Consider the following 25476-nt stretch of genomic DNA (forward strand, 5'->3'; position numbering starts at 1 on the left):
ATATAAGCCGTTATAGTTATGAACTCAGGGCTTACTGATTATTACGCTTTCAAACTCGCTTGCACTTGCGCGTGTAGTTCCTGAACCGACGTCACGCTTGCTTTCGCGTCCGCCGTATGAGACATACAAGTTGCAAATGCCGCGTTAAGTGTCGTGGTGTAGTTCACTTTCTCTGCAAGTGCGCCACGGCGTAGAACTTTCGAATCTTCAATCGCTTGACGACCAGCCGCCGTGTTCACGATGTAGGTGTATTCGTTGTTCTTGATACGGTCAAGAATGTGAGGACGACCTTCGTGCACTTTGTTTACTAGGCGTGGGTTGATGCCCGCTTCACCTAAGATCACTGCCGTACCGTGTGTCGCATCCAGCTTGTACCCTAGTTTCAGTAGTTTAGACGCTAGGTCAACCACACGTTGCTTGTCGCCTTCGCGTACAGAAAGCAGCGCACGACCACCTTCAGGATACACATTGCCACAACCCAGTTCTGCTTTCGCATACGCTTCTGCAAAAGTTGCACCCACCCCCATCACTTCACCCGTTGAGCGCATTTCAGGGCCCAATAGTGGGTCAACGCCAGGGAACTTGTTAAATGGCAGAACCACTTCTTTTACAGAGTAGTAAGGCGGAATAATCTCTTTGGTGAAACCTTGCGATTCCAGAGACTGACCAGCCATAACTCGTGCAGCGATTTTAGCCAATGGTGCACCGGTCGCTTTCGACACGAATGGAACAGTACGTGCAGCACGAGGGTTCACTTCGATGAGGTACACTTCGTTGTCTTTTACGGCAAACTGCGTGTTCATTAGGCCACGAACGCCCAACTCAAATGCCAGCTTTTCAACTTGCTCACGCATCTTGTCTTGGATTTCTTGGCTTAGCGTGTAAGCAGGCAGTGAACATGCAGAGTCACCTGAGTGAACACCCGCTTGCTCGATGTGCTCCATGATACCGCCAATCACCACGCGCTCACCGTCACAGATAGCGTCGATGTCGACTTCAATTGCATCGTCTAGGAAGCGATCCAGTAGAACTGGCGATTCGTTCGACACGCTAACCGCTTCGTTGAAGTAGCGACGTAGATCTTGCTCGTCATAAACGATTTCCATCGCGCGGCCACCCAGCACGTAAGATGGACGAACGACCAATGGGAAGCCAATTTCACGTGATTTCTCAACCGCTTGCTCCATGGTGGTCACGGTTGCGTTCTCAGGCTGTAGCAGGCCTAAGCGGTCAACCGCTTGTTGGAAACGCTCACGGTCTTCCGCACGGTCGATGGCATCTGGGCTAGTACCGATAATGGGTACACCCGCCGCTTCTAGCGCACGCGCCAGTTTCAGTGGCGTTTGACCACCATACTGCACGATCACACCTTTTGGTTTTTCAACGCGTGCAATCGCCAACACATCTTCTAGAGTAACCGGTTCAAAGTAGAGACGGTCTGAAGTGTCATAGTCGGTTGATACGGTTTCTGGGTTACAGTTCACCATGATGGTCTCGTAACCATCTTCGCGTAGCGCTAGCGAAGCGTGTACACAGCAGTAGTCAAACTCAATACCTTGACCGATACGGTTTGGACCACCGCCCAGAACCATGATCTTTTCTTTATCGGTTGGGTTCGCTTCACACTCGTCATCATAAGATGAGTACATGTAAGCCGTATCCGACGAGAACTCTGCCGCACAGGTATCAACGCGCTTGTATACTGGGTGGATGTCGTACTGGTCACGTAGACGACGGATTTCGCTTTCAGCCACACCGAGTAGTTTTGATAGGCGAGCGTCTGAGAAACCTTTACGCTTCATTTGACGAAGCACATCTTGAGTCAAACCAGCAAAACCACCCGCCTTCACTTGTTCTTCTAGTTTCACAATCTCTTCGATTTGAACCAAGAACCAGCGATCAACGTTCGTTAGATTAAACACACCATCAACAGACATACCCGCACGGAATGCATCGGCAATGTACCAAATACGCTCAGCGCCCGCTTCTTTCAGCTCGTGGCGAATTTTTGTCAATGCATCAGGAGAATCAAGATCGACCATCTCGTCAAAACCTGTTGCACCCACTTCTAGACCGCGCAGTGCTTTGTGCAGTGATTCTTGTTGGTTACGGCCAATGGCCATCACTTCACCCACTGACTTCATTTGCGTCGTCAAACGGTCGTTAGCACCAGCAAATTTCTCGAAGTTGAAACGAGGGATCTTAGTCACTACGTAGTCGATGGTCGGTTCAAATGATGCTGGTGTCGCACCACCTGTGATGTCGTTTTGTAACTCATCAAGCGTGAAGCCAACTGCTAGTTTCGCTGCAATCTTCGCAATAGGGAAACCCGTTGCTTTTGACGCTAGAGCAGACGAACGAGATACACGTGGGTTCATTTCGATGATAACCATACGGCCATCTTTCGGGTTGATACCAAACTGCACGTTTGAACCACCTGTCTCTACACCGATTTCACGAAGTACCGCTAGCGACGCATTACGCATCAGTTGGTATTCTTTATCTGTCAACGTTTGAGCCGGTGCAACGGTGATAGAGTCACCGGTGTGAATGCCCATTGGGTCAAAGTTTTCGATAGAACAGACGATGATACAGTTGTCCGCTTTGTCGCGAACCACTTCCATTTCGTACTCTTTCCAACCGATCAAAGATTCATCGATAAGCAGTTCATTGGTTGGCGACAGGTCAAGACCACGGCGACAGATTTCTTCGAACTCTTCTTTGTTGTACGCGATACCACCACCCGTACCACCCATGGTGAATGATGGGCGAATGATACATGGGAAGCCAACCATATCGAGCACTTTGTACGCTTCTTCCATGGTCTTAGCTGTATCAGCACGAGGACACTCTAGGCCGATAGATTTCATCGCTTTGTCGAAGCGAGAACGGTCTTCCGCTTTATCGATGGCATCGGCGGTTGCACCGATCATTTCTACGCCGAATTCCGCTAGCACACCGTGCTTTTCAAGCGCAAGCGCACAGTTTAGCGCCGTCTGACCACCCATGGTTGGTAGAACCGCATCTGGACGCTCTTTTTCGATAATCTTGCGTACCACTTCCCATTGAATTGGCTCGATGTAGGTCGCATCCGCCATATCTGGATCTGTCATGATGGTAGCTGGGTTCGAGTTTACTAGGATAACTCGGTAACCTTCTTCACGTAGCGCTTTACATGCTTGTGCACCTGAGTAGTCAAACTCACAAGCCTGACCGATAACAATTGGACCAGCACCTAGGATAAGAATGCTTTGAATGTCAGTACGTTTTGGCATTGTCTACTACTCCAAATTAAGCGCTGTGTTGTTTAATCAGTTCGATGAAATGGTCAAATAGCGGAGCTGCGTCGTGTGGACCAGGGCTCGCTTCTGGGTGACCTTGGAAGCTGAATGCTGGCTTGTCTGTGCGGTGAATCCCCTGCAAAGAGCCATCAAAGAGCGATACGTGAGTAGCACGTAGGTTATCTGGTAGTGTTGCTTCATCAGCGGCAAAACCGTGGTTTTGCGAAGTAATCATCACCACATTGCGGTCTAAATCTTTTACAGGATGGTTTGCACCGTGGTGACCAAACTTCATCTTCACCGTTTTCGCACCTGATGCCAACGCGAGAATTTGGTGGCCAAGACAAATACCAAATACAGGTAGGCCTTTTTCTAGGAACACTTTGGTTGCTTCAATCGCATAAGTACAAGGTTCTGGATCACCAGGGCCGTTTGATAGGAAAACACCATCTGGGTTTAGCGCTAGAACGTCTTCTGCCGACGTTTCAGCAGGCACGACCGTTAAGCGGCAGCCGCGGTCAACCAACATTCGTAAGATGTTGCGTTTTGCGCCGAAATCGTAGGCAACCACGTGATATGGCAATTCGCTGTCGTCTTTCGCTTCTGGAAGTCCACCCTCAAGCGTCCACGAACCTTGTTTCCATTGATACGCTTCTTTTGTTGTAACCTCTTTCGCAAGATCCATTCCTTTTAAACCTGGAAATTCTTTTGCTTTCGCCAGTGCCAAAGCTTCATCTAGGTTGTTACCTGCAACGATACAACCATTTTGTGCACCTTTCTCACGCAGAATACGAGTGAGTTTACGCGTATCAATATCAGCAATGCCGACAATGTTTTGCGATTTGAGGTAATCAGAAAGGGATTGTTCACTACGGAAGTTGGAAGCGATAAGAGGGAGATCGCGAATCACAAGGCCTTGAGCATGAATGGAAGAGGATTCTTCGTCTTCGGAAGTGGTTCCGGTATTGCCAATGTGAGGGTAAGTAAGAGTAACGATTTGCTGGGAATAAGAAGGATCAGTGAGGATTTCTTGATACCCCGTCATCGAGGTATTGAAAACGACTTCTCCAACGGAAATACCATCTGCGCCGATGGACACTCCGCGGAACACTGTCCCATCTTCCAGGACTAACAGTGCTGATTTACTCAAGACAACCTCCAGAATAAAAATGCATAAAAAATAAATTAAACTGCAAATCTGCCCTATCTATCACCAGAAAAGTGTGATTTTGGGGAATTCAGACAAATTGGCGGTATTCTAAAGACACTCTTGATACATGTCAACATTTCGCTTTTAACAAAATAGCACTTTAGAGCATCTAGGATAAAAAACAGCAAAACAGCCCCAAAAGTATAACTTTATTCAGCCTCAACCACTCAATTCATGAAAATTTTATGAAACGAGCAAAAACCAAGCAAACCCAGATCACATTTTTTATTTACACCAAAAAGCAAACGTTGCGCAAGATCCAATTACACTTACTTTCTAGCACTTCAGAACAAAACAAAGCCAAACAACTAGAAATAACAAATTAACTCAACACCAAGAAGATAAGAACTTTGCTCAAACTTTAAGGAAAAGTAGCGCAGATAAAAGAAGCGCCAGCATTGGCTGGCGCATAATTATTTATTTACAGGTCGTTAAGCCCAAGGACATCTGTCATGGTATAAAACCCGGCAGGTTTTTCGTGCAGCCACACCGCGGCTTTGACGGCACCATTAGCAAATGTCATACGGTCTGTTGCTTTGTGGGTAATTTCTACACGCTCACCAATATCAGCAAACATCGCGGTATGCTCGCCAACGATATCCCCTGCTCGAATGGTCGCGAAACCAATTTCGTCCTTGGTTCGCTCTCCAGTGATCCCTTCACGAGCATAGACGGCAACATCACTGAGCTTATTCCCCATGGCGCCAGCAATCGCCTCACCCATACCAATAGCTGTACCCGATGGAGCATCCACTTTGTGGCGGTGATGCGCTTCAACAATTTCGATGTCACAGTAATCGCCCATCACTTTCGCCGCTTTTTCAAGCAGCTTGAAAACAAGATTCACGCCCACAGAGTAATTTGGCGCCATGACCACAGGTACCTGTTGCGCGACCTGATCGATCTGCTCACGTTGCTCTTCGGTAAAGCCAGTGGTACCAATCACAATACTCTTGCCATATTGTTGGCAAAGCGCCAGATTGTTCAAAGTGCTTGCTGGAGCGGTAAAATCAATAATTACGTCAAATTGATCAATTTGTTTGGCTAAATCATCGCAAACCACAACGTCAAATTTACCTTCACCGCATAGTTCACCAAGATCGACACCAACCAGTGATGATTCTGGACGCTCTGAGCCAGCAGCAACCTTAGCAGCCTGATTGTGATGCGCAGCTTTTACTAAATTGCGGCCCATACGACCCGCAGCTCCTGCAACTGCAATTCTTACCATTGCATATTTCTCCGTGTTTCTGGATCTGCCAAACAGGGCAAATCGATCAAATAGGTTCTTAAACTATCAACTATTGCAAAGAGAGACCAGATCTCAAGCGAACTCTTTTAGCACTCTTTCAAGAATTGGTACGTTCGCTTCTGGAAACGGGTAACGGCTAAGTTCTGCAACCGCCACCCACGCTCCCTGTTGTCCTTCTCTACCATAAGGCTGACCGTTAAAATCCGTGACTGCGATAAAGTCAAACTTGAGTGATTTATCTGGGTAATCGTACTCTAAATGCTCAAACAGCTGTTGTTGAGTCGCCGTAATACCGATTTCTTCTTCAAGTTCACGTACCATGGCTTGCTCTATGCTTTCACCTTCTTCGACTTTGCCTCCAGGAAACTCCCAAAAGCCGCCTTTGTGTTTATCATCTGGACGCTTGGTAATGTAAACCTGGCTCTTGTCTTGATTGAAAATAATCGCCGCAACAATATGGATACGTTTCATCATTTTTTCCTTAAAAAAAGAGCCGCCTAAGCGACTCTTAATTGATTACATTAATTAGGCTAACACTAATTGATTTGACCGTGACACTGTTTGTATTTTTTGCCACTACCACAAGGGCAGGGTTCATTACGACCTACTTTACGCTCGTCACGGACCACTGGTTGGTGATGCCCTTCATCAGAGTCATCAGCAAGCTGACTTTGAGCTGAGGCATGTTGAGCTTGCGCACGACGAGCCGCTTCTTCAGCTTGTGCACGACGCTGAGCCTCCATACGCTCGACTTCTTCTTGCTGCTGAACGCGTACTTTCGACAAAATCATCACAACATCAGATTTCAATGTTTCAAGCAAGCCTTCAAACAGCTCAAACGACTCACGCTTGTATTCCTGTTTCGGGTTCTTTTGTGCATAGCCACGAAGATGGATACCTTGACGCAAGTGATCCATTGCCGCCAAGTGCTCTTTCCACAATGTATCCAACGTTTGTAACATCACGGATTTTTCGAAGTTACGCAGCACTTGTGCGCCAACGACTTCTTCTTTCGCTTTGTAGACTTCAACCGCGGTATCAATGACTTTTTCACGTAACGCTTCTTCGTAAAGCTTGTCGTCTTCTTCCAACCATTGCTTCACTGGAGCATCGATATCGAAATCGTTCTTCAGGCGTTCCTGTAGGCCTTCAAGATCCCACATGTCTTCCAATGATTGAGGTGGAATGTATTCATCGATGACACCTTGAAGCACATCAACGCGATTGTGTTCGATCATATCGCTAATGTCATCAACACTCATCAACTCATCACGTAACTCATACACCACTTTACGCTGATCATTCGCCACATCATCGTATTCAAGCAGCTGCTTACGGATATCGAAGTTACGGCCTTCCACTTTGCGTTGCGCTTTTTCGATAGAGCGAGAAAGCATCTTAGATTCGATCGCTTCCCCTTCTTCCATACCACTTTGAATCAATGCCGCCATACGATCCGAAGTAAAGATACGTAGTAGTGAATCTTCCATAGAAAGGTAGAAACGAGATGAACCGGCATCACCCTGACGACCTGAACGACCGCGCAGCTGGTTATCGATACGGCGAGATTCGTGACGCTCAGTACCAATGATGTGTAGACCGCCCGACTCAAGCACTTGATCGTGAACCAGCTTCCACTCAGCTTTGATTTCATCAATCTGCTCTTGCGTTGGGTTAGTCATCGATTCAACTTTCGCTTGCCAACTACCGCCTAGCACGATGTCCGTACCACGACCAGCCATGTTGGTTGCAATGGTCACCGCCCCAGGTTTACCGGCTTCTGCAACAATTTCCGCTTCTTTTTCGTGGAACTTGGCATTTAGAACATTGTGTTTAATTTTCGCTTTCTTCAGTGCATTCGAAAGCAGCTCGGATTTCTCGATAGAAACCGTACCCACAAGTACAGGTTGACCTTTTTCTACACGCGCTTTGATGTCTTCAATAATGGCAGCAAATTTCTCTGCTTCAGTACGGTAAACAACATCAGGCATGTCGTTACGGATCATTGGCTTGTTGGTTGGGATAACCACCGTCTCAAGACCGTAAATCGATTGGAATTCGAATGCTTCGGTGTCCGCTGTACCCGTCATACCAGACAGTTTTTCATACAGGCGGAAGTAGTTCTGGAATGTAATCGAAGCTAAGGTCTGGTTTTCGTTTTGGATCTTAACGCCTTCTTTCGCTTCAACGGCTTGGTGAAGACCTTCAGACCAACGGCGACCTGGCATTGTACGGCCAGTGTGTTCGTCAACAATCACGACTTCGCCGTCTTCGTTTACGATGTAGTCCACGTTCTTCTCAAACAGAACATGCGCACGTAATGCCGCGTTAACGTGATGCAAAAGGCTGATGTTGGTTGGAGAGTACAATGTATCTCCCTCTTCCATTAGGCCATTTTTCACCATCAACTCTTCCACAAACTCTTGGCCTGTTTCCGTTAGATGCACTTGCTTCGATTTTTCATCGACGGTGTAGTGTCCATCACCACGATACTCTTCAGAGTCTTCTTTATCTTGCTTCTGCAATAATGGAATCAGCGCATTGATACGCGTGTAAAGCTCAGAGCTGTCTTCAGCAGGGCCAGAAATGATAAGTGGTGTACGCGCTTCATCGATCAAGATCGAGTCCACTTCATCGACAACGGCAAAGAAGCGTTCACGCTGAACGCGATCTTCATTGCGGAAAGCCATATTGTCACGTAGATAGTCAAAACCAAACTCGTTGTTGGTTCCGTATAGGATATCGGCTTGGTACGCTTCTTTTTTCGCAGGATGAGGCATGTTTGGCACATTAATACCAACGGTCATTCCTAGAAACTCAAATAGAGGGCGGTTGGTTTCTGCGTCACGCTTCGCCAAGTAATCATTGACGGTAACAATGTGAACACCTTTACCAGCGAGTGCGTTAAGGTAAGCAGGAAGAGTTGCGGTTAAAGTTTTACCTTCACCCGTACGCATTTCAGCGATTTGGCCTGCATTGAGAACCATACCACCAATTAACTGAACGTCGAAATGACGCATACCGTAAACACGCTTTGATGCTTCGCGAACGGTAGCAAATGCTTCAGGTAATAGTTGATCAAGCGTTTCGCCTTGTTCTAGACGCTGGCGAAACTCAACCGTTTTTGCTTTTAATTGTTCATCTGAGAGAGCCTCAAAGGTCGGCTCGTAGTTGTTAATCTCTTTAACAATCTTTCTAAGGCGGCGCAGTGTGCGATCGTTGCGACTACCAATCACCTTTGTCAGTAGCTTAGTTATCATTTCTTATGAATCTCTCTTTGTTAGACCATTTCGGCCTACGATAAATGCCTTCAGTCTCTACCAGTTTTAAACTAAGGATACTGAGATAAATCATGTAACTCAGATATTGTACTGACGAGCTATTTTTTCAAGGCTAAGGTGGCAAATAATGTCGTCTAGTGTAAGGATTTTTCGTTAAGACAACCATCACAAACCCCATTTGTTTGAAGCGCTTTGAAGTTTTTATTGTTATTGGCGATGGATTCACCAGTGAAATAACGCCAAAGCAACTTGAAGCAGGCTTAAGTGGTAACTTAGAATGCATGTATGGATGTTTTTTTAGGTGCCTATCATGCGTGATCATCGCCCCACCTCAACACAAGAACTTATTGACGGTAGCGGTAGCTCGCTACAAAAGATCCAGCATCATGCATGCGAGATACTCGAGTTGAATAAAGTGTTAGCAGAATTGCTGCCAAATGGGACGGCACAGCATTGCCGAGCGGCAAATTTACGTCAGGGATGTTTGATCCTCGATGTCGCTAGCGCGGCGATCAAAATGAAGGTTGATTACGATCGTTTGACGATCCTGAATGCTTTACGCTCTCGTGGATTTGCTAAATTAATGGCCATCGAAGTTCGCATTAATCCCGGTCTATATCAGCAAAAAGCGCCTAAGGATCAAAAGAAGCGCGAGCCGATCTCGCAAAATGCTGCAAATGCTTTAACTATGATTGCCGAAATGGCACCGCCAAAAGTGAAAGCTCGTCTCGAGCGATTGGCTGCAATGGCAGAGAAGAAATCGAGTTGAACTTTGATTTGTTAACAAAGCAAAAAGCCAGACATCTGTCTGGCTTTTCTTTATTCATTCGCTTGTTACGCTAAAACCATATTCGGTTCGGCAAAGGCAACTGGAGAACCAACTTCTTCTTCAAACGTTGTCCATTCCCAAGCTTCTTGGTCTGCCAACACTGCACGTAGCAACTGGTTATTTAAACCATGTCCGGATTTGTATGCGCGGAACTCACCAATAATCGCATGACCACACATGTAAAGGTCACCGATCGCATCCAACACTTTGTGCGTAACAAATTCGTTTTCGAAACGAAGGCCTTCTTCGTTAAGAATGCGGTAATCATCCAACACAATCGCGTTGTCAAAGCTACCACCCAGCACTAAATTTTGTGACTGGAGATATTCAATGTCACGCATAAAACCAAAAGTACGTGCACGAGAGATTTCACGAACAAAACCTTGCGTTGAGAAATCGAACAACAGACGCTGCTCATCAGAATCGATTGCAGGGTGGTTAAACTCGATTTCAAAATCCATGCGGAAACCATTAAATGGAACAAATTCAGCCCACTTGTCACCGTCTTCAAAACGAACTGGTTTCTTAATGCGGATAAAACGCTTCGCTGCATTTTGTGTCTCAATGCCTGCTTGCTGAAGCAAGTAAACAAATGGACTTGCGCTGCCATCCATAATTGGAATTTCAGGTGCATCAACTTCAATGATGATGTTGTCGATCCCCATACCCGCAAGCGCTGCGTTCAAATGCTCAACTGTAGAGATACGAACGCCTGCATCATTAACGAGTGCAGTACACAACATAGTGTCACGAACAGAAGCAGGATCAGCAGGAAAATCTACCGCAGGCGTTAGATCAGTGCGGCGATAAATAATGCCAGTGTTTGCAGCTGCAGGGCGAAGAGTTAATGTGACTTTACGACCAGAGTGGAGACCCACACCAGTTGTTTTCACAATTTCTTTCAGAGTACGTTGTCTGATCATCTGATTGCCTCTTTGAAGTGCTACAAATCACGGTCGTCTAAGACGCCGACCGTGAATGCTACCACAATTTTGAACAGTGTCAAATTTGTGCCTGAATATTAATCAGCCTGACGACGTAAAAATGCCGGAATATCCAAATATCCGCTCTCTTTTTCCTGCTTAGGCGCCGTATTCTGGCTGCCTGACGCTGTAGAAGAGGAAACTGGCGTCGATGGCTGAGGAGTAACCTGAGGTCTTTCCTGCAAAGTTTGTGCCGGTTTTTCTTCCACCTTCGCTGCCACAACAGGTTGTGGTGCTGCAGTTGGTTGAGCGACTTTAGCTTTACCACCTGAAACTAACGTGATGTCTGGTTTCTTATCGTTACCGATACCGGTAGCAACCACCGTCACTCGAATTTCATCCGCCATGTCTGGATCAAGTGAAGTACCGATTACGACTGTTGCGTTATCCGAAGCAAACGCTTTAACCGTATTACCCACTGTTTCAAACTCATCTAGACGCATGTCTAGACCAGCGGTAATGTTAACCAGTACGCCACGAGCACCTGCAAGGTCGATATCTTCGAGAAGTGGACTAGAAATAGCCATTTCCGCCGCTTCTTCTGCACGATCTTCACCTTTTGCCACACCGCTACCCATCATCGCGTGACCCATCTCAGACATCACTGTACGAACGTCCGCAAAGTCCACGTTGATCATGCCAGGGCGAGTAATGAGCTCGGCGATACCTTGCACTGCATTTTTTAGTACATCATTCGCGCTAGCAAAGGCTTCCAACAAAGTGATGCCGCGACCAAGCACTTTTAGCAGCTTTTCGTTTGGAATGGTGATCAATGAATCAACATGCTTTGATAACTCATCGATACCTTGCTCAGCAAACGCTAAGCGCTTCTTTCCTTCGAAACTGAACGGCTTGGTTACTACTGCAACCGTCAGGATGCCTAGCTCTTTCGCAACTTCTGCAATAACCGGAGCTGCACCTGTACCAGTACCACCGCCCATGCCAGCTGCGATAAATACCATATCGGCACCAATCAGCAATTCTTTAATTCTTTCTTTGTCTTCAAGAGCTGCGTCACGACCAACTTGTGGGTTTGCACCTGCACCCAGACCTTTAGTGATGTTGCCACCAATCTGGATCACATTGCCCACACTTGTCTTACGAAGTGCTTGTGCATCCGTATTGACGCTGATGAACTCCACGCCTTCGATGGATTCACGCACCATGTGTTCTACAGCATTACCGCCGCCGCCACCAACCCCAACGACTTTAATTACAGCATCGTCAGACATTTCCATCATCGGTTCAAACATGTGTTATCTCCGTTTTTCCTGCAACTCTCAGGTTAAAACTCTTTTTGTATCCAATTACGCAGCTTGCCAAACAAGCCAGTGACAGCCGAACGTTTAGGCTCGTTGTAGTCACTATCATCGCTTGAGCGCATATCTCGTGCGTAATGAAGTAATCCAACTGCCGTGGAATGATACGGCTCTTTTACATAATCAGTTAAGCCACTCACTTCTAGTGGCTTACCAACGCGAACTTGATTGCGGAACACTCGCTCCGCACATTCTACTAAACCTTCAATTTGGGCTGCCCCTCCGGTGAGGACAACTCCCGCAGCAAGATGGTGCTTAATTCCATCTTCACGCAGCTTCATTTGAACAGATTCAATAGTTTGGTTAACTAATCCCATAAGTTCAGAATAGCGCGGTTCAATCACCTCAGATAAAGTTTGACGTTGCAAACTCCGAGAGGGACGCCCACCAACGCTTGGGACGTTAACCGTATCATCCTTGCTGACTAGCTCACTCAGAGCACAGCCATATTTCACTTTGATCTCTTCGGCATCACTCACGGGTGTACCAAAGGCAAAAGCGATGTCGCTGGTGACAGCATTGCCGGCATAAGAGAACACTTCAGTGTGTCGAAGTGCACCGCCCGTCCAGATTGCTACGTCCATGGTGCCTGCGCCGATATCAACCACACACACACCCAGCTCTCTTTCATCTTCTGTAATGACCGCATTACTTGCCGCCAAACCAGAAAAGACAATTTGCTCGACTTTTAAACCACAACGCTCTACCGCTTTAATTATATTACGCGCCATGTCGTTGTGGCAGGAAATAAGATGAACACTCACTTCCATTCTCACACCAGACAAACCAAGAGGGTTTTTAATGCCTTCTTGATAATCGATAGTGAACTCTTGTGGAATCACATGAAGGATTCTCTGCTCATCACCGATTTTAATGGATTTAGCTGTATGTATAGCACGATCCATATCTTCTTGTGAGACTTCTTCATCGGAAATGGTACCCATGCCCTTTTCTATGCGGCTGGCAATATGCTTCCCCGATAAAGAAATAAATACGTTGCTGATTTGGCACTCAGCCATCATTTCAGCTTGATCGATCGCTCTCTGGACAGATTTCACCACAGATTCAAGATCGTTCACACCGCCTTTATCCATACCACGAGATGGGCTACTGCCTGCTCCAATGATATTAATTTGACCATCAGGCAGAATTTCGCCTACCAGAGCGGATACGGTTGCAGTGCCTATATCAAGACCAACAATAATGTTGTCATCGGCGGTCTTAGTCATCTGTACTCTCTTATTCTGACTCTTGCTCAGGGAACCAACCAACAGCGGCTCCCGTGTCATACCTGAGGTCAACATAGCTGACCTTATCAGCTTTGCTGCCTAATTGGCGATAGAGCGAAAAAAACCTCGCCACTCGCTCATCCAAAGACTCTTTGCCTAATTCAAGGCGAATACCATTATCTAGGATAATTTGCCAAGCGCGTCGGTCATTTAATACTAATGAAGAAATCGATAAACCTAACTTACTAAACTCAGGGTTCATTTCTCGATACTTTTTCAGTACCTCAACCCCAGTCGCAACTGGCCCGTAAAGTTTGACTCTCTCTTCATTCAGTTGCGCGACGTCACCATCAAAGACCATTCCATCTTGATTGAGTAATGCGTTGCCATTCCAAATCGCCGCGGCACGGTGCTCGGTGATAAACACTTTCACCGTATCTGGCCATTGCTTGCGAATGGATGCATGCGCAACCCAAGGCAAGGCTTCCACGCTTTCTTGCAACACCGAAACGTCTTGCGACATAAAGGTGCCGATATGAGTAATACTGCCAAAGGCATGCTGCACATCATCAGCTGTGACGTACTGCAAATCCCCTTGCAGAATTATCTTTGATAAAGGCAGGCGTTGGTCATCCCACATCCAACTCAAGGTTGAATACAAAATTGAGCCGATTAAAGCGACAACCAATACGAAAAATGCAGCGCCAATTATTTGGTGCTTTTGTCTCTTCCAGTGCAAGGGAAGTACATCAGCTTCATCAACTGCTATTTCTGTCAAAGTTAACGCTTCCTGACTTTGTTCAAATACTCTTTATTCAGCGGATATTCGCGAGCGAAAAGTAATGACTTTAACTTCGGGATTATACTGAGCTCTTGTAAACTATCAAACATTGATAGAGAGAAATCGCAACGAAGTTATCGCAAATACGAGATCTGCGTTACTAACTGCTTAATATCCGCCACAAATGGCTATTTTGCTTTCATATTACTGATATTTAGCTCAAGTGCAGCCAATTGACGGGCGACTTTACCAATATCCCCCGCACCTTGTGCTAATAACAGATCGCCTTCTTGTAAAATGTTCGCCAATACCTCTGGCAATTGCTGGGTATCGGCAACAAAAATAGGATCGATTTTTCCACGGCTGCGAATCGTGCGGCACAGTGAACGGCTGTCCGCTCCAGCGATCGCTTTTTCACCCGCCGCGTATACATCCAACATGACCAGCACATCAACCTGCTCAAGCACGTTTGCGAAGTCATCGTAGAGATCTCGGGTACGGCTATAACGGTGGGGTTGGAAAATCATCACTAGACGTTTGTCTTGCCAACCATTACGAGCGGCATGAATGGTCACATCCACTTCGGTTGGGTGATGGCCATAATCATCAACCAGCATTACGTTTCCATTGCCTGTTTCGAACTCACCTAGATGTTCAAAACGGCGACCAGTGCCCTGAGTACCAATCATGGCAGCAAGGATCGCGTCATCACCAATTTCATCTTCCGTTGCCACAGCAATGGCAGCAGCAGCATTCAATGCATTGTGGCGGCCAGGAATATTCAGGGTAATATCCAGCGCTTCGCAATCTTTGCGGACCACGGTGAATTTTCCTTGCTGGCCTTCTTGGCGATAATTTTCAATACGAACATCGGCATCTTCCGAGAAGCCGTAAGTAATGACTTGACGACTGATGCGAGGGATCAGCTCGCGAATCACCGGATCATCAATACAAACAATCGCCTGACCATAAAATGGCAAATTGTGTAAGAAGTCGATGAAGGTTTGCTTCAGTGTTTCGAAGTCACCGCCATAGGTATCCATGTGGTCAGCTTCAATGTTGGTGACAATACACACCATCGGTTGCAAATGTAAGAACGACGCATCACTTTCATCCGCTTCAGCAATCAAAATGCGGCTAGAACCTAAACGCGCATTGGTGCCTGCACTTTTTACCAGGCCACCATTCACGAACGTTGGATCCAGTCCCGCTTCTGAATATATTTGCGTTACCAATGCTGTCGTGGTGGTTTTACCATGCGTACCAGCAACGGCAATGCCGTGACGAAAACGCATCAGTTCTGCCAACATTTCTGCACGGCGAACTACCGGAATGCGAGCTTCACGCGCCGCTTTAACTTCTGGGTTCGCTTCATTGATCGCTGTTGAGACAACAACAACACTCGCCTCTGCAACATTCGTCGCTTGGTGGCCGATATACACTTTTGCCCCTTTTTGAGCCAAGCGCTCAGTAACGGCATTTTCTGCAATATCAGAGCCGGTGATTTGATACCCTTCATTTAGCAACACTTCGGCGATGCCGCTCATGCCTGCACCACCAATCCCAATGAAGTGGATGGATTTCACTCGGCGCATCTCTGGGACCATAGCGCGAATCTGTGCAAGATCTTGCTTGTGTTGAATAGTCATTAACCTGTTCTCTTTATTTCTGTTCAGTTAGGGCGACAATCGCATCCGCCACAACTTGGTCGGCATTATTTTGTGCTGCTGCTCGGGCGTGAAGCGCCATTGAGAGCAATGTATCTCGACCTAATTTTTGAATTTCTCCCGCAAGCTTATCCACCGTCAGTTGTGGCTGCTCAATCATCAGCGCGGCTCCGCATGCCACGAGATGATCTGCATTCAACGCTTGTTGACGATCTTTGTGCATAAATGGGATAAAAATGGCCCCTACGCCAGCGGCAGAGACTTCCGATACGGTCAGAGCTCCAGAGCGACACACCAATAGGTCGGCCCAAGCGTATTGCGCAGCAACGTCATCAATGAACTCGCTCACCTCAACGTGCTCAACGCCTGCTTGTTGATAGGCTAGACGCACTTCATCTGCACTACCTTTACCCGCTTGATGGCGAATCTCAAAACCAGAACCGAGTTGCGCCATCACTTGAGGCATGGTTTGATTGAGGATTCTGGCACCTTGGCTGCCACCCATCACTAAAATGCGTACTGCACCGTCTCTGTCCTGCATTCTCTGCATGGGATCAGGAAGGGCAACGACATCTTCACGTACCGGATTACCTACGACTTGTGCATCTTTAAACGCCCCCGGAAAGGCCTGAAATACCTTTTTAGCGATTTTCGCTAGCCAGTGGTTGGTTAGCCCTGCCACCGCATTTTGCTCATGCAGGACCACTGGAATGCCAGATAACCAAGCAGCAATACCACCAGGACCACTTACGTAGCCGCCCATCCCTAACACAGCATCCGGCTGCCAACGCTTAATGTGTGCCTTCGCTTGAAAAATAGCATTGAGGATTTGGAAAGGCGCCAAAACAAGGCGTTTGATGCCTTGGCCACGCAAGCCTTTGACTTGAATGAAATCGATATCGATACCATGTTTTGGCACCAACTCTGCTTCCATACGATCCGCTGTTCCGAGCCAGCGGATTTCCCAGCCTTGTTGCTGCAATTTTTTCGCCACCGCCAAGCCAGGAAAAACGTGTCCACCTGTGCCTCCTGCCATGACCATTAATCTTTTATTCTTTTTCATCTGTCTGTAAGTCTGCTTTATTGCCCATCGAGATAAGTCGGCATTCATGATCAATTCTCAGAAGAATCGATACAGCGATGGACATAATAATTAAACTCGAACCACCGTAACTGATCAGCGGTAACGTAAGACCTTTGGTAGGGACCATCCCCGCTGCTGCCCCTACATTAACTAGGGTTTGAAAAGCGAACCAGATACCAATACCAAAAGCGAGATATCCACCAAACTGCAATTGATGTTCAAACGCTTTTTTACCGATAAACACCGCTTTGATCACTAGGCTAAAAATGAGCGCTAAGATCAGCACCACGCCAATGAAACCAAGCTCTTCTGCCATGACAGCAAACACGAAGTCGGTGTGAGCTTCCGGCAAATACTCTAGTTTTTGAATCGAGTTACCCAAACCTTGACCAAACCATTCACCACGACCAAACGCCATTAATGATTGAGTCAACTGATAGCCGCTACCAAATGGGTCTTCCCAAGGATCTAAGAAAGACGTCACACGTCTTACACGATACGGTTCGATGAGAATCAATCCTACGACTGCGGTAATCCCAGCGACCATCAACGCCAGAAACTGACTCAATTTGGCTCCAGCGATAAAAAGCATGCCAAACAAGGTCACCAACATAACAACGACCGTACCCAAGTCTGGTTGCCCAAGTAGCAATAGCGCTAACGCGCCAAAAACCATAATGGGTTTCATAAAGCCACCAAAAAAGGTCGCTCTAACTTCATCCTGTTTACGAACCAAATAACCGGACATGAAGATAAACAGTGCAAGCTTGGCCACTTCCGCTGGCTGCAGGTTAAAAAGCCCTAGAGGGATCCAGCGTGACGCGCCATTCACCGATTTACCCGCAATTAAAACCACCACCAGCAACGCAAATGCGATGCCCAACAAATAGTGGCTATGGCTTTGCCACTTCTGCAGTGGGATTTGCAACACTACCGCGGAGGTGCCCAACGCCAAGCACAAAAAAGTGGCGTGGCGGAACATAAAGTGAAAAGGCTGATCCGTCAGACGAGAGCTGATAGGAAAGGATGCCGATGTCACCATCACCAGCCCCGTCAGCATTAAACACAATGCAATCCAAACCAACTGCCGATCAAACAAGGCGTCTGGTGGTGAGTGGCGAAACCAGCCGAACAAATTGTTTTTGATATTACCTACCATCACCAAACATCGTGCCTTGTTAAAAATACGCGCTAGCGCTATGCATACTGGCGAGCCAGTTCGGCGAATCGATCGCCTCGCGCCATAAAATTACTGAATTGGTCAAAACTAGCACATGCAGGGGAAAGCATCACCATATCTCCTGATTGTAATTGTGGAGATATATGCTCAATCACATCTTCCATACGCTCAAAACGGGTGGCCGATGCGTGCAATGGCATAAATTGATCACCATCAGCACCAAAACAACATAGTTGGAGGTTTAGCTGCGCCAAAATCGGCTTCAATGGCGAGAAGTCAGCCCCTTTGCCATCCCCACCGACCAGTAAATAGAGTTTGCCGGCACAGTTCAGCCCCGATAAGGCAGCCTGTGTACTCGCAAGATTCGTCGCTTTTGAATCATTGACCCACTTGATGCCACGATTATCTGCGACAACCTGACATCGGTGTGTCAAACCGGTGTAAGACTTTAAAGCGCTCAAGCCTTTACGGTAATCAATACCAGCGCACGTCAGCAGCGCCAAAACCACCAAAACATTTGCCACGTTATGCTGACCAACCAGTTTGAGTTCTCGGCTTGCCAAAATAGGTTGCTGGTTATGTGACAACCAAGATTCACCCAGATGACTCATGACACCAAACTCACTGTCATCGGAGCCAAAAGTCACCAAAGCAAGTGATTGCTGGTCGTGGGAAGTGTCAGGATAAGTCTGACGATCATCGCGATTCACGACACCATGTTTTGCATGCTGAAAGATGCGCAGTTTAGCTTGGCGATAGTCATCCATGCCTTGGTAGCGATCCATGTGATCTTCAGAAAGATTCAGAAATGCCGCCGCAACCAAATGGAGGCTGGAAGTCGTCTCCAATTGAAAGCTCGAGAGTTCAAGCACATACAGCTCAACCTCTTGCTCCAACAAATCGAGCGCAGGAACACCAATGTTACCGCCAATCGCGCATTTCACCCCACAGGCGTTAGCCATGACTCCGGTTAAATCCGTGACGGTGCTTTTGCCATTTGAACCAGTAATCGCGATGACCGGTTTATCTGCCGCCCAAGCGAACAACTCGATATCACCCACCACGGCAACGCCGCGTGCTAACACCGTTTGAATTTGAGGGGTCGCTAAGGCGATACCTGGGTTTGTGACGACCAAATCGGCCTCAGCTAACCAAGCGTCATTCCAACTGCCGACATGCAGCGCAATGTCTGGAGGCAATTGTTCCACACCTGGAGGGGTTGGACGCGTATCAATCACTTTCACTTGCAACTGCGGCTGTGTTTTTCGCAAGTGTCTAACGACGGAGAGCCCGGTAATACCGAGCCCTACAACCACAACCTGTTTGATGTCTTGCCAACGATCCATATTTCATCACACCATAAAAAGAGTGTCCGCCGATTAACGCACTTTCAGTGTCGCTAGACCGATCAGAACCAACACCATAGAAATAATCCAAAAACGCACAATAACACGTGGTTCAGGCCAACCTTTCAACTCGTAATGGTGGTGAATGGGTGCCATGCGGAAAATACGTTGGCCACGTAGCTTGTATGAACCGACCTGCAAAATCACCGACAAGGTTTCCATGACAAAGACACCACCCATGATCACTAAAACCAGCTCTTGGCGTACAAGGACGGCAATCGTCCCCAACGCGCCACCCAACGCGAGAGAACCGACATCGCCCATAAAGACTTGTGCTGGGTAAGTGTTAAACCATAAGAAGCCCAACCCAGCACCGACGATGGCAGTACATACCACCACCAGTTCAGAGGCGTGAGGTAGGTACGGGATGTGAAGATACTGAGAAAAATTGACGTTGCCAGTTGCCCAGGCAATCACAGCAAAACCTGCGGCGACCAAAACCGTCGGCATGATCGCCAAACCATCTAGACCATCCGTTAGGTTCACCGCGTTACTGGTACCGACAATCACAAAATAGGTCAAAACAATGTACATCAGCCCTAGCTGAGGCATCACATCTTTGAAAAAAGGCACAACCAACTGCGTCGCTGCAGTGTCTTTTCCGTATGCGTATAGAGCGAAAGCCACGACCAACGCAATGGCTGACTGCCAAAAGTACTTCCAACGTGCGATCAAACCATCGGTATTCTTGCGAACCACTTTGCGGTAATCGTCAACAAACCCGACCGCACCATAGCCCATCAAGACGGCCAGTACAGCCCAAACGTAAGGGTTGGATAAGTTAGCCCAAAGCAAAATGGTAATAGAAATAGCCGCGAGGATCATGACACCACCCATGGTTGGCGTGCCACGTTTACTAAAATGAGACTCAGGGCCTTCGTTACGCACCACTTGACCAATTTGCAGCAACTGTAAGCGCTTAATGAGGCGTGGCCCCATCCAAAGCGATAACCCCAACGCGGTTAGAACACTTAAGATCGCGCGAAACGACAGGTATTCAAACAGTCGGAAAAAGGAAAAGTATGGCTGTAGCAGCTCGGCAAGCCAAATAATCATTGATAGTTCTCCTTCAAAGCAGCAGCCACTTTACTCATGCCAGCTGAGTTTGCGCCTTTGACCAACACGGTATGACAGGCTTCATTTTCGTTGGCCAAATTCTGCTTGATGTATTCGATCAGTTCACCATGGTCTGAAAAATGTTTTCCACCACACAACTGGCTAATGATCCTTGTATCCTCGCCATAGGTAAGGACGTGTTCAAAATTTAATGGGGCAGCATGTTCACCGACTTGACGATGAAGTGCAAGACTTTCATTGCCCAATTCCGCCATATAACCTAAAACTAACCAACGCTGTCCGGTAAAACTACCTAATAGGTCCACCGCCGCCTTCATAGCTGGCACGCTGGCATTATAACTGTCATCAATCAGTTTGATGTTGTCGGATAATTGTTGAACATCAACGCGCCCTTTGACAGGCATCAGATTGAGCAATCCCGATTGGATTTGCGCTAAGCTGGCACCAAACTGCAAAGCAATGATGCTGGCGGCAATCGCATTGGCGACGTTATGTTGGCCAATGATACCAAGAGAAAGTGGAATACTCTCTTCAGGCGTATGCAATACGAATGAGGCTTTCCCTTGCGTATCCAGTACGATGTCTGTTGCGTAGAAATCAGCCTGCTCTGACGTTGCCGAGAACGTTATGACTTGTTTATCGGCCAGTACCTGTGTCCAATACTCACCGCCATGACTGTCTAGATTGACGATCGCCACGCCACCAGCAGACAAACCTTGGTAAATCTCCCCTTTCGCTTGTTTCACGCCATCAATCGAGCCAAAACCTTCAAGATGCGCAGCAGCCACGTTGTTCACCAACGCCACATCGGGCTGAACAAGTTGAGTGGTATAGGCAATTTCACCAAGATGATTGGCACCCAGTTCAATTACCGCAAAATCATCGTTGAGCTCTGAGCGTAGCAACGTCAGAGGCGCACCAATGTCATTGTTAAAATTACCCGCGGTGAACAGCACTTTACCTTTTTGCTGCAGAATACTGGCCACCATCTCTTTAACGGTGGTTTTGCCGCAACTGCCCGTGATCGCCACGGTAGGAGTTTGGCTGCGCTGATGCACATCCGCTCCGAGCTGACCGAGTGCAATTTTCGTATCTTTGACCAGCACTTGTGCGACGGGAAGATCCAGCGCTCGCTCCACCAACAATGCGACAGCACCTGCGTCCACCGCTTGCTGGCAAAAATCATGCGCATCAAAACGTTCACCGACGAGCGCAATAAACAACGCTTGCTGAGGGATATGACGCGTATCCGTTGAAACGGTACAAAAGGTGGCGTCATCGCCAATCAGTTGTCCTTGCGTCAATTGTGCCAAATGACTCAGAGAGGTCTCAATCATAATGAAATTCCTAGCAGTTGCTGCGCCGATTCACGATCCGAATAGTGAACCGTCTGGTGCTTGAGTACTTGATAATCTTCGTGGCCTTTGCCTGCCAACAAAATGATGTCATCCGCTTGTGCATTGTCGAGCGCGTATTGAAGCGCGCTGAAGCGATCGTGCTCAACCACCGCACTGTCCGCACGAGTTAAGCCCGCCAGCATATCTTGCACAATCATGGCGGGGTCTTCACTGCGTGGGTTGTCATCGGTAAGCACTACGTGATCAGCCAGACGCTCTGCAATCTCAGCCATCATTGGTCGTTTGCCCTTATCGCGATCACCACCACAGCCGAAAATAGCCCACAAATGACCGGTGCAATGAACACGCAACGCTTGCAGCGCTTTCTCCAGTGCATCTGGGGTATGCGCATAATCGACCACCACTTTTGCTTTGCTGTTCACTTGAAACAGCTCCATGCGTCCAAGCACTGGACGCAGGTTCGCTGCCGAACCCAATAAAGCTTGCTTATCAACGCCTAAGGCTAACAGTGTGGCCAACGCGAGCAGTAAGTTGGTGGCATTAAATTCACCAATCAGTGGCGCGTGCAGACGCCCTTGACCAAAACAGCCATCAAACTCAATCGTAATACCGCTTTCTGCGTAAGCTACCGAGCTGGCCCACAGTGCTTTTACACTTGCATCTTGTGGAAACAATGAAACGCCGACCCCTTGTTTCAGCTCTTTAAACCACTGCGCACCGACTTCGTCATCCAGATTGATGATCGCATGCTGGCACTGATGCTCAGTAAACAGCGTCATTTTGGCTTGGGCATAGGCTTCCATCGTGCCGTGATAATCCAAATGATCGCGACTCAAATTGGTAAACACGCCAGCGGCAAACTGTAGCGCCTTGACGCGCCCCTGCACTAAGCCATGAGAAGAGACTTCCAACGCAGTTGCTTTTGCCCCTTGCTGCTGTAAGTCTGCCAACGTTTTTTGAATCTCAACCGCATTGCCCGTGGTATTGGCCGCTGGCTGTAAAGCATTGAGAAAACCGTTGCCCGTCGTCCCCATCACCGCGGCTTTTTGCCCGGCTAACTCTAGCCATTGCGCAATCAATTGAGTGATGGTGGTTTTACCATTGGTTCCTGTCACACCAATTAATGACATTTCAGGATGTTGATACAGTCGTCCCGCTAATTGCGACAGTTTTTCGTCCAGCTTCTCAAGATAGACAATCACCACGTTTTGCTGATAACGCACCAAGCCAGAAGGGTATTGCTGACAAGATTGAGCAATGATGGCATTCGCACCCTGTTCTATTGCTTTCTCAATATACTGGCGGCCATCCACCACGTGACCAACGATAGCGACAAAAGTATCGCCTTGTTTCACCTGACGACTGTCTAACTCCAGCGATTGGACGGTAATGTCCGCAAGCTCAGGGCAATCTAGCCACGGCGCTAATAAATTTGTCAGATTCATGGTATTTCGCATTTTGTTCTCCGAGCCACGCTCAGCCATAAAACTAGTTCTGGAATGCATTTTCATCGGGTGCCACATTCAAAATTTGCAGAGCACCTTTCATAATTTCTGAAAAAACGGGGGAAGCAACGGAACCACCATAGTAATCATCCCCTTGTGGTTCATTGACCACCACGACCAAAGCAATTCTCGGATCGCTAACTGGCGCAATCCCCGCCGTGTAGGTGATGTACTCATCGCTATACCCACCGGCTGTTGCTTTACGTGACGTTCCCGTTTTCGCCCCAACACGGTAACCCGGAACGGCTGCTCGTCTGGCTGAGCCACCTTTTTGCGTCACAGTTTCAAGCATATTGAGCACTTCACGAGCGTGTTGTTTGGACACCACTTGCTTCGCCATATCACGATCGTTGCTTTTGATGATGTGGATCGGCTCGTACATACCTTCATTGCCCAAAGTTGCGTAGGCATGAGCCAATTGAATCGGAGTGATCGACAGACCATACCCAAACGACAGCGTCGCTCTCTCAATCGGAGACCAACGCGAACGAGTAGGGAAAATACCGGTCACTTCGCCAACAAGATTTAACCCAGAAGGCTCTCCAAGCCCGACCGAGTTATACATGCCGAGAATCGCTTCCACAGGCATTTCCATCGACAGTTTTGTCACGCCGATGTTACTGGATTTTTTGAGGATTTCGGTCAGATCCGCTTTACCGACCTTACTCGTATCTCGTACTCGACTGCCACCGACTTGGAGAATGCCGTTGCCCGTGTCGATCACCGTGTCTTTGGTGGCAACGCCGTTTTCCAGCGCGGCAAGAATCACAAAAGGCTTCACCGTGGAGCCAGGCTCCAACGAATCAGTGATGATGCGGTTACGCATCTTGTAGCTTTGCCAATCACTGCGATTGTTTGGGTTGTAAGAAGGCGCGTTGACCATCGCCAACACGGCACCTGTTTTCACATCCAACATCACTGCCGAGCCAGAAGTCGCACGATGATCGGCCACCGCTTGTTTGATGGCGCGATAAGCAATGGCTTGGAGACGCTGATCAATGGTGAGTTCAAGCGACTTGCCCTCTTGCCTGTCTTCATAGGCAATGTTTTCCACCACGCGGCCATAACGGTCTTTACGAATCGTCTGTTTGCCCGCTTCACCAGTCAACCAGTTATCGTAACTGCGTTCCACCCCTTCAAGGCCGTGACCATCGATACCCGTTACGCCCACCAAATGAGCACTCACTTCACCAGCGGGATAATAGCGGCGCGATTCTGATTTCAGCCCCACGCCTGGAATTTTAAGCTCGCGTATGTAGTTCGCCATCGCAGGGCTCACTTGGCGCTGCAAGTAGATGAAGCGGCGGTTTTCATTGCGCTCGATACGTTCAATCAATTCTTCACGCTGCAGCCCCAACACATCGGCTAACGCATACCAACGCTGTTTGTTATCCAGCGCCTTTTCTTTGAAAATCGTCACCGGATCGGCCCAGACCGCTTCAACGGGAACGCTCACCGCTAAAGGTTCACCGTTGCGATCGGAGATGATACCTCGCGCGGACGGAAGGGCTTTCACACGGATAGAACGCAAATCCCCTTCACGAATAAGGTTATCAGGCTCAATGACTTGAATAAATGCAAGACGAACAACAAGCGCGGCAAACGCGAGGAAAACAAATCCTAGGACTAAATGGAAACGCCAGCGGATAAGCAAAGATGTCCCTTGCTCACTCTCTTTGGGTTTGACGGTGGTTTTGCTCTTTTTACCCATCATTTCAGATTAATCACCACTTCTTTGTCGCCATCAGGCCGTTTCATTTCGAGCTCTTTTTTCGCCATCTCTTGCACGCGACTATGCTCAGCTAGCGCAGTCTCTTCCAACATCAGGTTGCGCCACTCGTTATCCAAATGCTCACGCTCTTGCAGTGCTTCATCTTTTTGGGTGATCGCTTGGCGGGTATGGTGGGTGGCAAAAACCACCGCCATCGCTGAGGCAAAGATCAGGACAAGCAAGATCAAAGACGTTCGACCTACCGTCAGTAGGTCGAAAAAAATTTCTTTGGCGAGATTTGGCTTGGCTGGACGCATAGGTTT

19 protein-coding genes are annotated in these 25476 nt (G+C 47.8%); 1 reads left to right on the forward strand and 18 read right to left on the reverse strand.

All coding sequences use genetic code 11. The features are described 5' to 3' along the window. Positions 1-41: 41 nt before the first annotated feature. The 5 genes from carB to secA form a co-directional block, all read right to left on the reverse strand. Positions 42-3275, reverse strand: coding sequence for a carbamoyl-phosphate synthase large subunit (gene carB / locus AOT11_RS04705; RefSeq protein ID WP_017421310.1), 3234 nt, complete (start codon positions 3273-3275; stop codon positions 42-44). A 16-nt stretch (positions 3276-3291) separates the two neighbouring features. After that, positions 3292-4431 (reverse strand): glutamine-hydrolyzing carbamoyl-phosphate synthase small subunit, encoded by a 1140-nt coding sequence (carA, locus tag AOT11_RS04710; RefSeq protein ID WP_017421309.1) that lies wholly within the window; start codon positions 4429-4431, stop codon positions 3292-3294. A 481-nt stretch (positions 4432-4912) separates the two neighbouring features. After that, the gene (dapB, locus tag AOT11_RS04715) at positions 4913-5722 is read right to left on the reverse strand and encodes a 4-hydroxy-tetrahydrodipicolinate reductase (RefSeq protein WP_017421307.1); all 810 of its coding nucleotides are present in this window, start codon (positions 5720-5722) and stop codon (positions 4913-4915) included. Positions 5723-5815: 93 nt separating this feature from the next. After that, positions 5816-6214, reverse strand: a complete 399-nt coding sequence (gene mutT, locus AOT11_RS04720) for an 8-oxo-dGTP diphosphatase MutT (RefSeq protein ID WP_026050484.1) — start codon at positions 6212-6214, stop codon at positions 5816-5818. Positions 6215-6279: 65 nt separating this feature from the next. Continuing rightward, positions 6280-9003 carry a preprotein translocase subunit SecA gene (gene secA / locus AOT11_RS04725; protein WP_017421305.1) on the reverse strand — a complete coding sequence of 908 codons (2724 nt, stop codon included), beginning with the start codon at positions 9001-9003 and terminating at the stop codon, positions 6280-6282. Positions 9004-9334: 331 nt separating this feature from the next. On the opposite strand from secA, the gene AOT11_RS04730 reads away from it, so the two are divergent. Then, positions 9335-9793, forward strand: a complete 459-nt coding sequence (locus AOT11_RS04730) for a DUF721 domain-containing protein (protein ID WP_026050483.1) — start codon at positions 9335-9337, stop codon at positions 9791-9793. A gap of 65 nt (positions 9794-9858) precedes the next feature. Here the strand turns inward: AOT11_RS04730 and lpxC are convergent, their stop codons facing one another. The 13 genes from lpxC to ftsL all read right to left on the reverse strand — a co-directional run bounded on the left by lpxC (position 9859) and on the right by ftsL (position 25470). Continuing rightward, positions 9859-10776 carry a UDP-3-O-acyl-N-acetylglucosamine deacetylase gene (gene lpxC, locus AOT11_RS04735; protein ID WP_017421303.1) on the reverse strand — a complete coding sequence of 306 codons (918 nt, stop codon included), beginning with the start codon at positions 10774-10776 and terminating at the stop codon, positions 9859-9861. A gap of 98 nt (positions 10777-10874) precedes the next feature. Then, entirely contained in the window at positions 10875-12089 is a 1215-nt protein-coding gene (gene ftsZ / locus AOT11_RS04740) for a cell division protein FtsZ (RefSeq protein ID WP_017421302.1), read from the reverse strand. A gap of 32 nt (positions 12090-12121) precedes the next feature. Next, positions 12122-13384, reverse strand: coding sequence for a cell division protein FtsA (ftsA, locus tag AOT11_RS04745; RefSeq protein WP_011078660.1), 1263 nt, complete (start codon positions 13382-13384; stop codon positions 12122-12124). Positions 13385-13394: 10 nt separating this feature from the next. Beyond that, the gene (locus AOT11_RS04750; protein WP_373364908.1) at positions 13395-14123 is read right to left on the reverse strand and encodes a cell division protein FtsQ/DivIB; all 729 of its coding nucleotides are present in this window, start codon (positions 14121-14123) and stop codon (positions 13395-13397) included. A gap of 230 nt (positions 14124-14353) precedes the next feature. After that, complete coding sequence (gene murC / locus AOT11_RS04755) at positions 14354-15814, reverse strand: UDP-N-acetylmuramate--L-alanine ligase (protein ID WP_013572430.1); 1461 nt, start codon at positions 15812-15814, stop codon at positions 14354-14356. 13 nt (positions 15815-15827) lie between these two features. Further along, positions 15828-16895: an undecaprenyldiphospho-muramoylpentapeptide beta-N-acetylglucosaminyltransferase gene (gene murG / locus AOT11_RS04760; protein WP_026050482.1), complete on the reverse strand. Its 1068-nt coding sequence runs from the start codon at positions 16893-16895 to the stop codon at positions 15828-15830. Continuing rightward, a complete protein-coding gene (ftsW, locus tag AOT11_RS04765; protein ID WP_026050481.1) occupies positions 16882-18075 on the reverse strand; it encodes a cell division protein FtsW in 1194 nt (397 codons plus the stop codon). Before ftsW ends, murG begins: the two co-directional genes overlap by 14 nt. Before the next feature lie 38 nt (positions 18076-18113). Continuing rightward, positions 18114-19442: a UDP-N-acetylmuramoyl-L-alanine--D-glutamate ligase gene (gene murD / locus AOT11_RS04770; protein WP_017421298.1), complete on the reverse strand. Its 1329-nt coding sequence runs from the start codon at positions 19440-19442 to the stop codon at positions 18114-18116. 33 nt (positions 19443-19475) lie between these two features. Then, a complete protein-coding gene (gene mraY / locus AOT11_RS04775) occupies positions 19476-20558 on the reverse strand; it encodes a phospho-N-acetylmuramoyl-pentapeptide-transferase (RefSeq protein ID WP_011149501.1) in 1083 nt (360 codons plus the stop codon). After that, positions 20555-21916: a UDP-N-acetylmuramoyl-tripeptide--D-alanyl-D-alanine ligase gene (locus AOT11_RS04780; protein WP_017421297.1), complete on the reverse strand. Its 1362-nt coding sequence runs from the start codon at positions 21914-21916 to the stop codon at positions 20555-20557. Before AOT11_RS04780 ends, mraY begins: the two co-directional genes overlap by 4 nt. After that, complete coding sequence (gene murE, locus AOT11_RS04785; protein WP_026050480.1) at positions 21913-23394, reverse strand: UDP-N-acetylmuramoyl-L-alanyl-D-glutamate--2,6-diaminopimelate ligase; 1482 nt, start codon at positions 23392-23394, stop codon at positions 21913-21915. Before murE ends, AOT11_RS04780 begins: the two co-directional genes overlap by 4 nt. A gap of 31 nt (positions 23395-23425) precedes the next feature. Then, positions 23426-25156 carry a peptidoglycan glycosyltransferase FtsI gene (locus AOT11_RS04790; protein WP_017421295.1) on the reverse strand — a complete coding sequence of 577 codons (1731 nt, stop codon included), beginning with the start codon at positions 25154-25156 and terminating at the stop codon, positions 23426-23428. Continuing rightward, a complete protein-coding gene (ftsL, locus tag AOT11_RS04795; protein ID WP_017421294.1) occupies positions 25153-25470 on the reverse strand; it encodes a cell division protein FtsL in 318 nt (105 codons plus the stop codon). Before ftsL ends, AOT11_RS04790 begins: the two co-directional genes overlap by 4 nt. Between the last annotated feature and the right edge of the window lie 6 nt (positions 25471-25476).

Origin of the sequence: Vibrio vulnificus NBRC 15645 = ATCC 27562 (genome assembly GCF_002224265.1) — a bacterium.
GTDB classification, from domain to species: Bacteria; Pseudomonadota; Gammaproteobacteria; order Enterobacterales; family Vibrionaceae; genus Vibrio; species Vibrio vulnificus.

Bases quoted from the DNA above. Each gene is read 5' to 3' on its own strand.
- carB (WP_017421310.1), bottom strand. From the start codon at position 3,275: ATGCCAAAACGTACTGACATTCAAAGCATTCTTATCCTAGGTGCTGGT.
- dapB (WP_017421307.1), bottom strand. From the start codon at position 5,722: ATGGTAAGAATTGCAGTTGCAGGAGCTGCGGGTCGTATGGGCCGCAAT.
- mutT (WP_026050484.1), bottom strand. From the start codon at position 6,214: ATGAAACGTATCCATATTGTTGCGGCGATTATTTTCAATCAAGACAAG.
- secA (WP_017421305.1), bottom strand. From the start codon at position 9,003: ATGATAACTAAGCTACTGACAAAGGTGATTGGTAGTCGCAACGATCGC.
- AOT11_RS04730 (WP_026050483.1), top strand. From the start codon at position 9,335: ATGCGTGATCATCGCCCCACCTCAACACAAGAACTTATTGACGGTAGC.
- lpxC (WP_017421303.1), bottom strand. From the start codon at position 10,776: ATGATCAGACAACGTACTCTGAAAGAAATTGTGAAAACAACTGGTGTG.
- ftsZ (WP_017421302.1), bottom strand. From the start codon at position 12,089: ATGTTTGAACCGATGATGGAAATGTCTGACGATGCTGTAATTAAAGTC.
- ftsA (WP_011078660.1), bottom strand. From the start codon at position 13,384: ATGACTAAGACCGCCGATGACAACATTATTGTTGGTCTTGATATAGGC.
- murC (WP_013572430.1), bottom strand. From the start codon at position 15,814: ATGACTATTCAACACAAGCAAGATCTTGCACAGATTCGCGCTATGGTC.
- murG (WP_026050482.1), bottom strand. From the start codon at position 16,895: ATGAAAAAGAATAAAAGATTAATGGTCATGGCAGGAGGCACAGGTGGA.
- ftsW (WP_026050481.1), bottom strand. From the start codon at position 18,075: ATGGTAGGTAATATCAAAAACAATTTGTTCGGCTGGTTTCGCCACTCA.
- murD (WP_017421298.1), bottom strand. From the start codon at position 19,442: ATGGATCGTTGGCAAGACATCAAACAGGTTGTGGTTGTAGGGCTCGGT.
- mraY (WP_011149501.1), bottom strand. From the start codon at position 20,558: ATGATTATTTGGCTTGCCGAGCTGCTACAGCCATACTTTTCCTTTTTC.
- AOT11_RS04780 (WP_017421297.1), bottom strand. From the start codon at position 21,916: ATGATTGAGACCTCTCTGAGTCATTTGGCACAATTGACGCAAGGACAA.
- murE (WP_026050480.1), bottom strand. From the start codon at position 23,394: ATGCGAAATACCATGAATCTGACAAATTTATTAGCGCCGTGGCTAGAT.
- AOT11_RS04790 (WP_017421295.1), bottom strand. From the start codon at position 25,156: ATGATGGGTAAAAAGAGCAAAACCACCGTCAAACCCAAAGAGAGTGAG.
- ftsL (WP_017421294.1), bottom strand. From the start codon at position 25,470: ATGCGTCCAGCCAAGCCAAATCTCGCCAAAGAAATTTTTTTCGACCTA.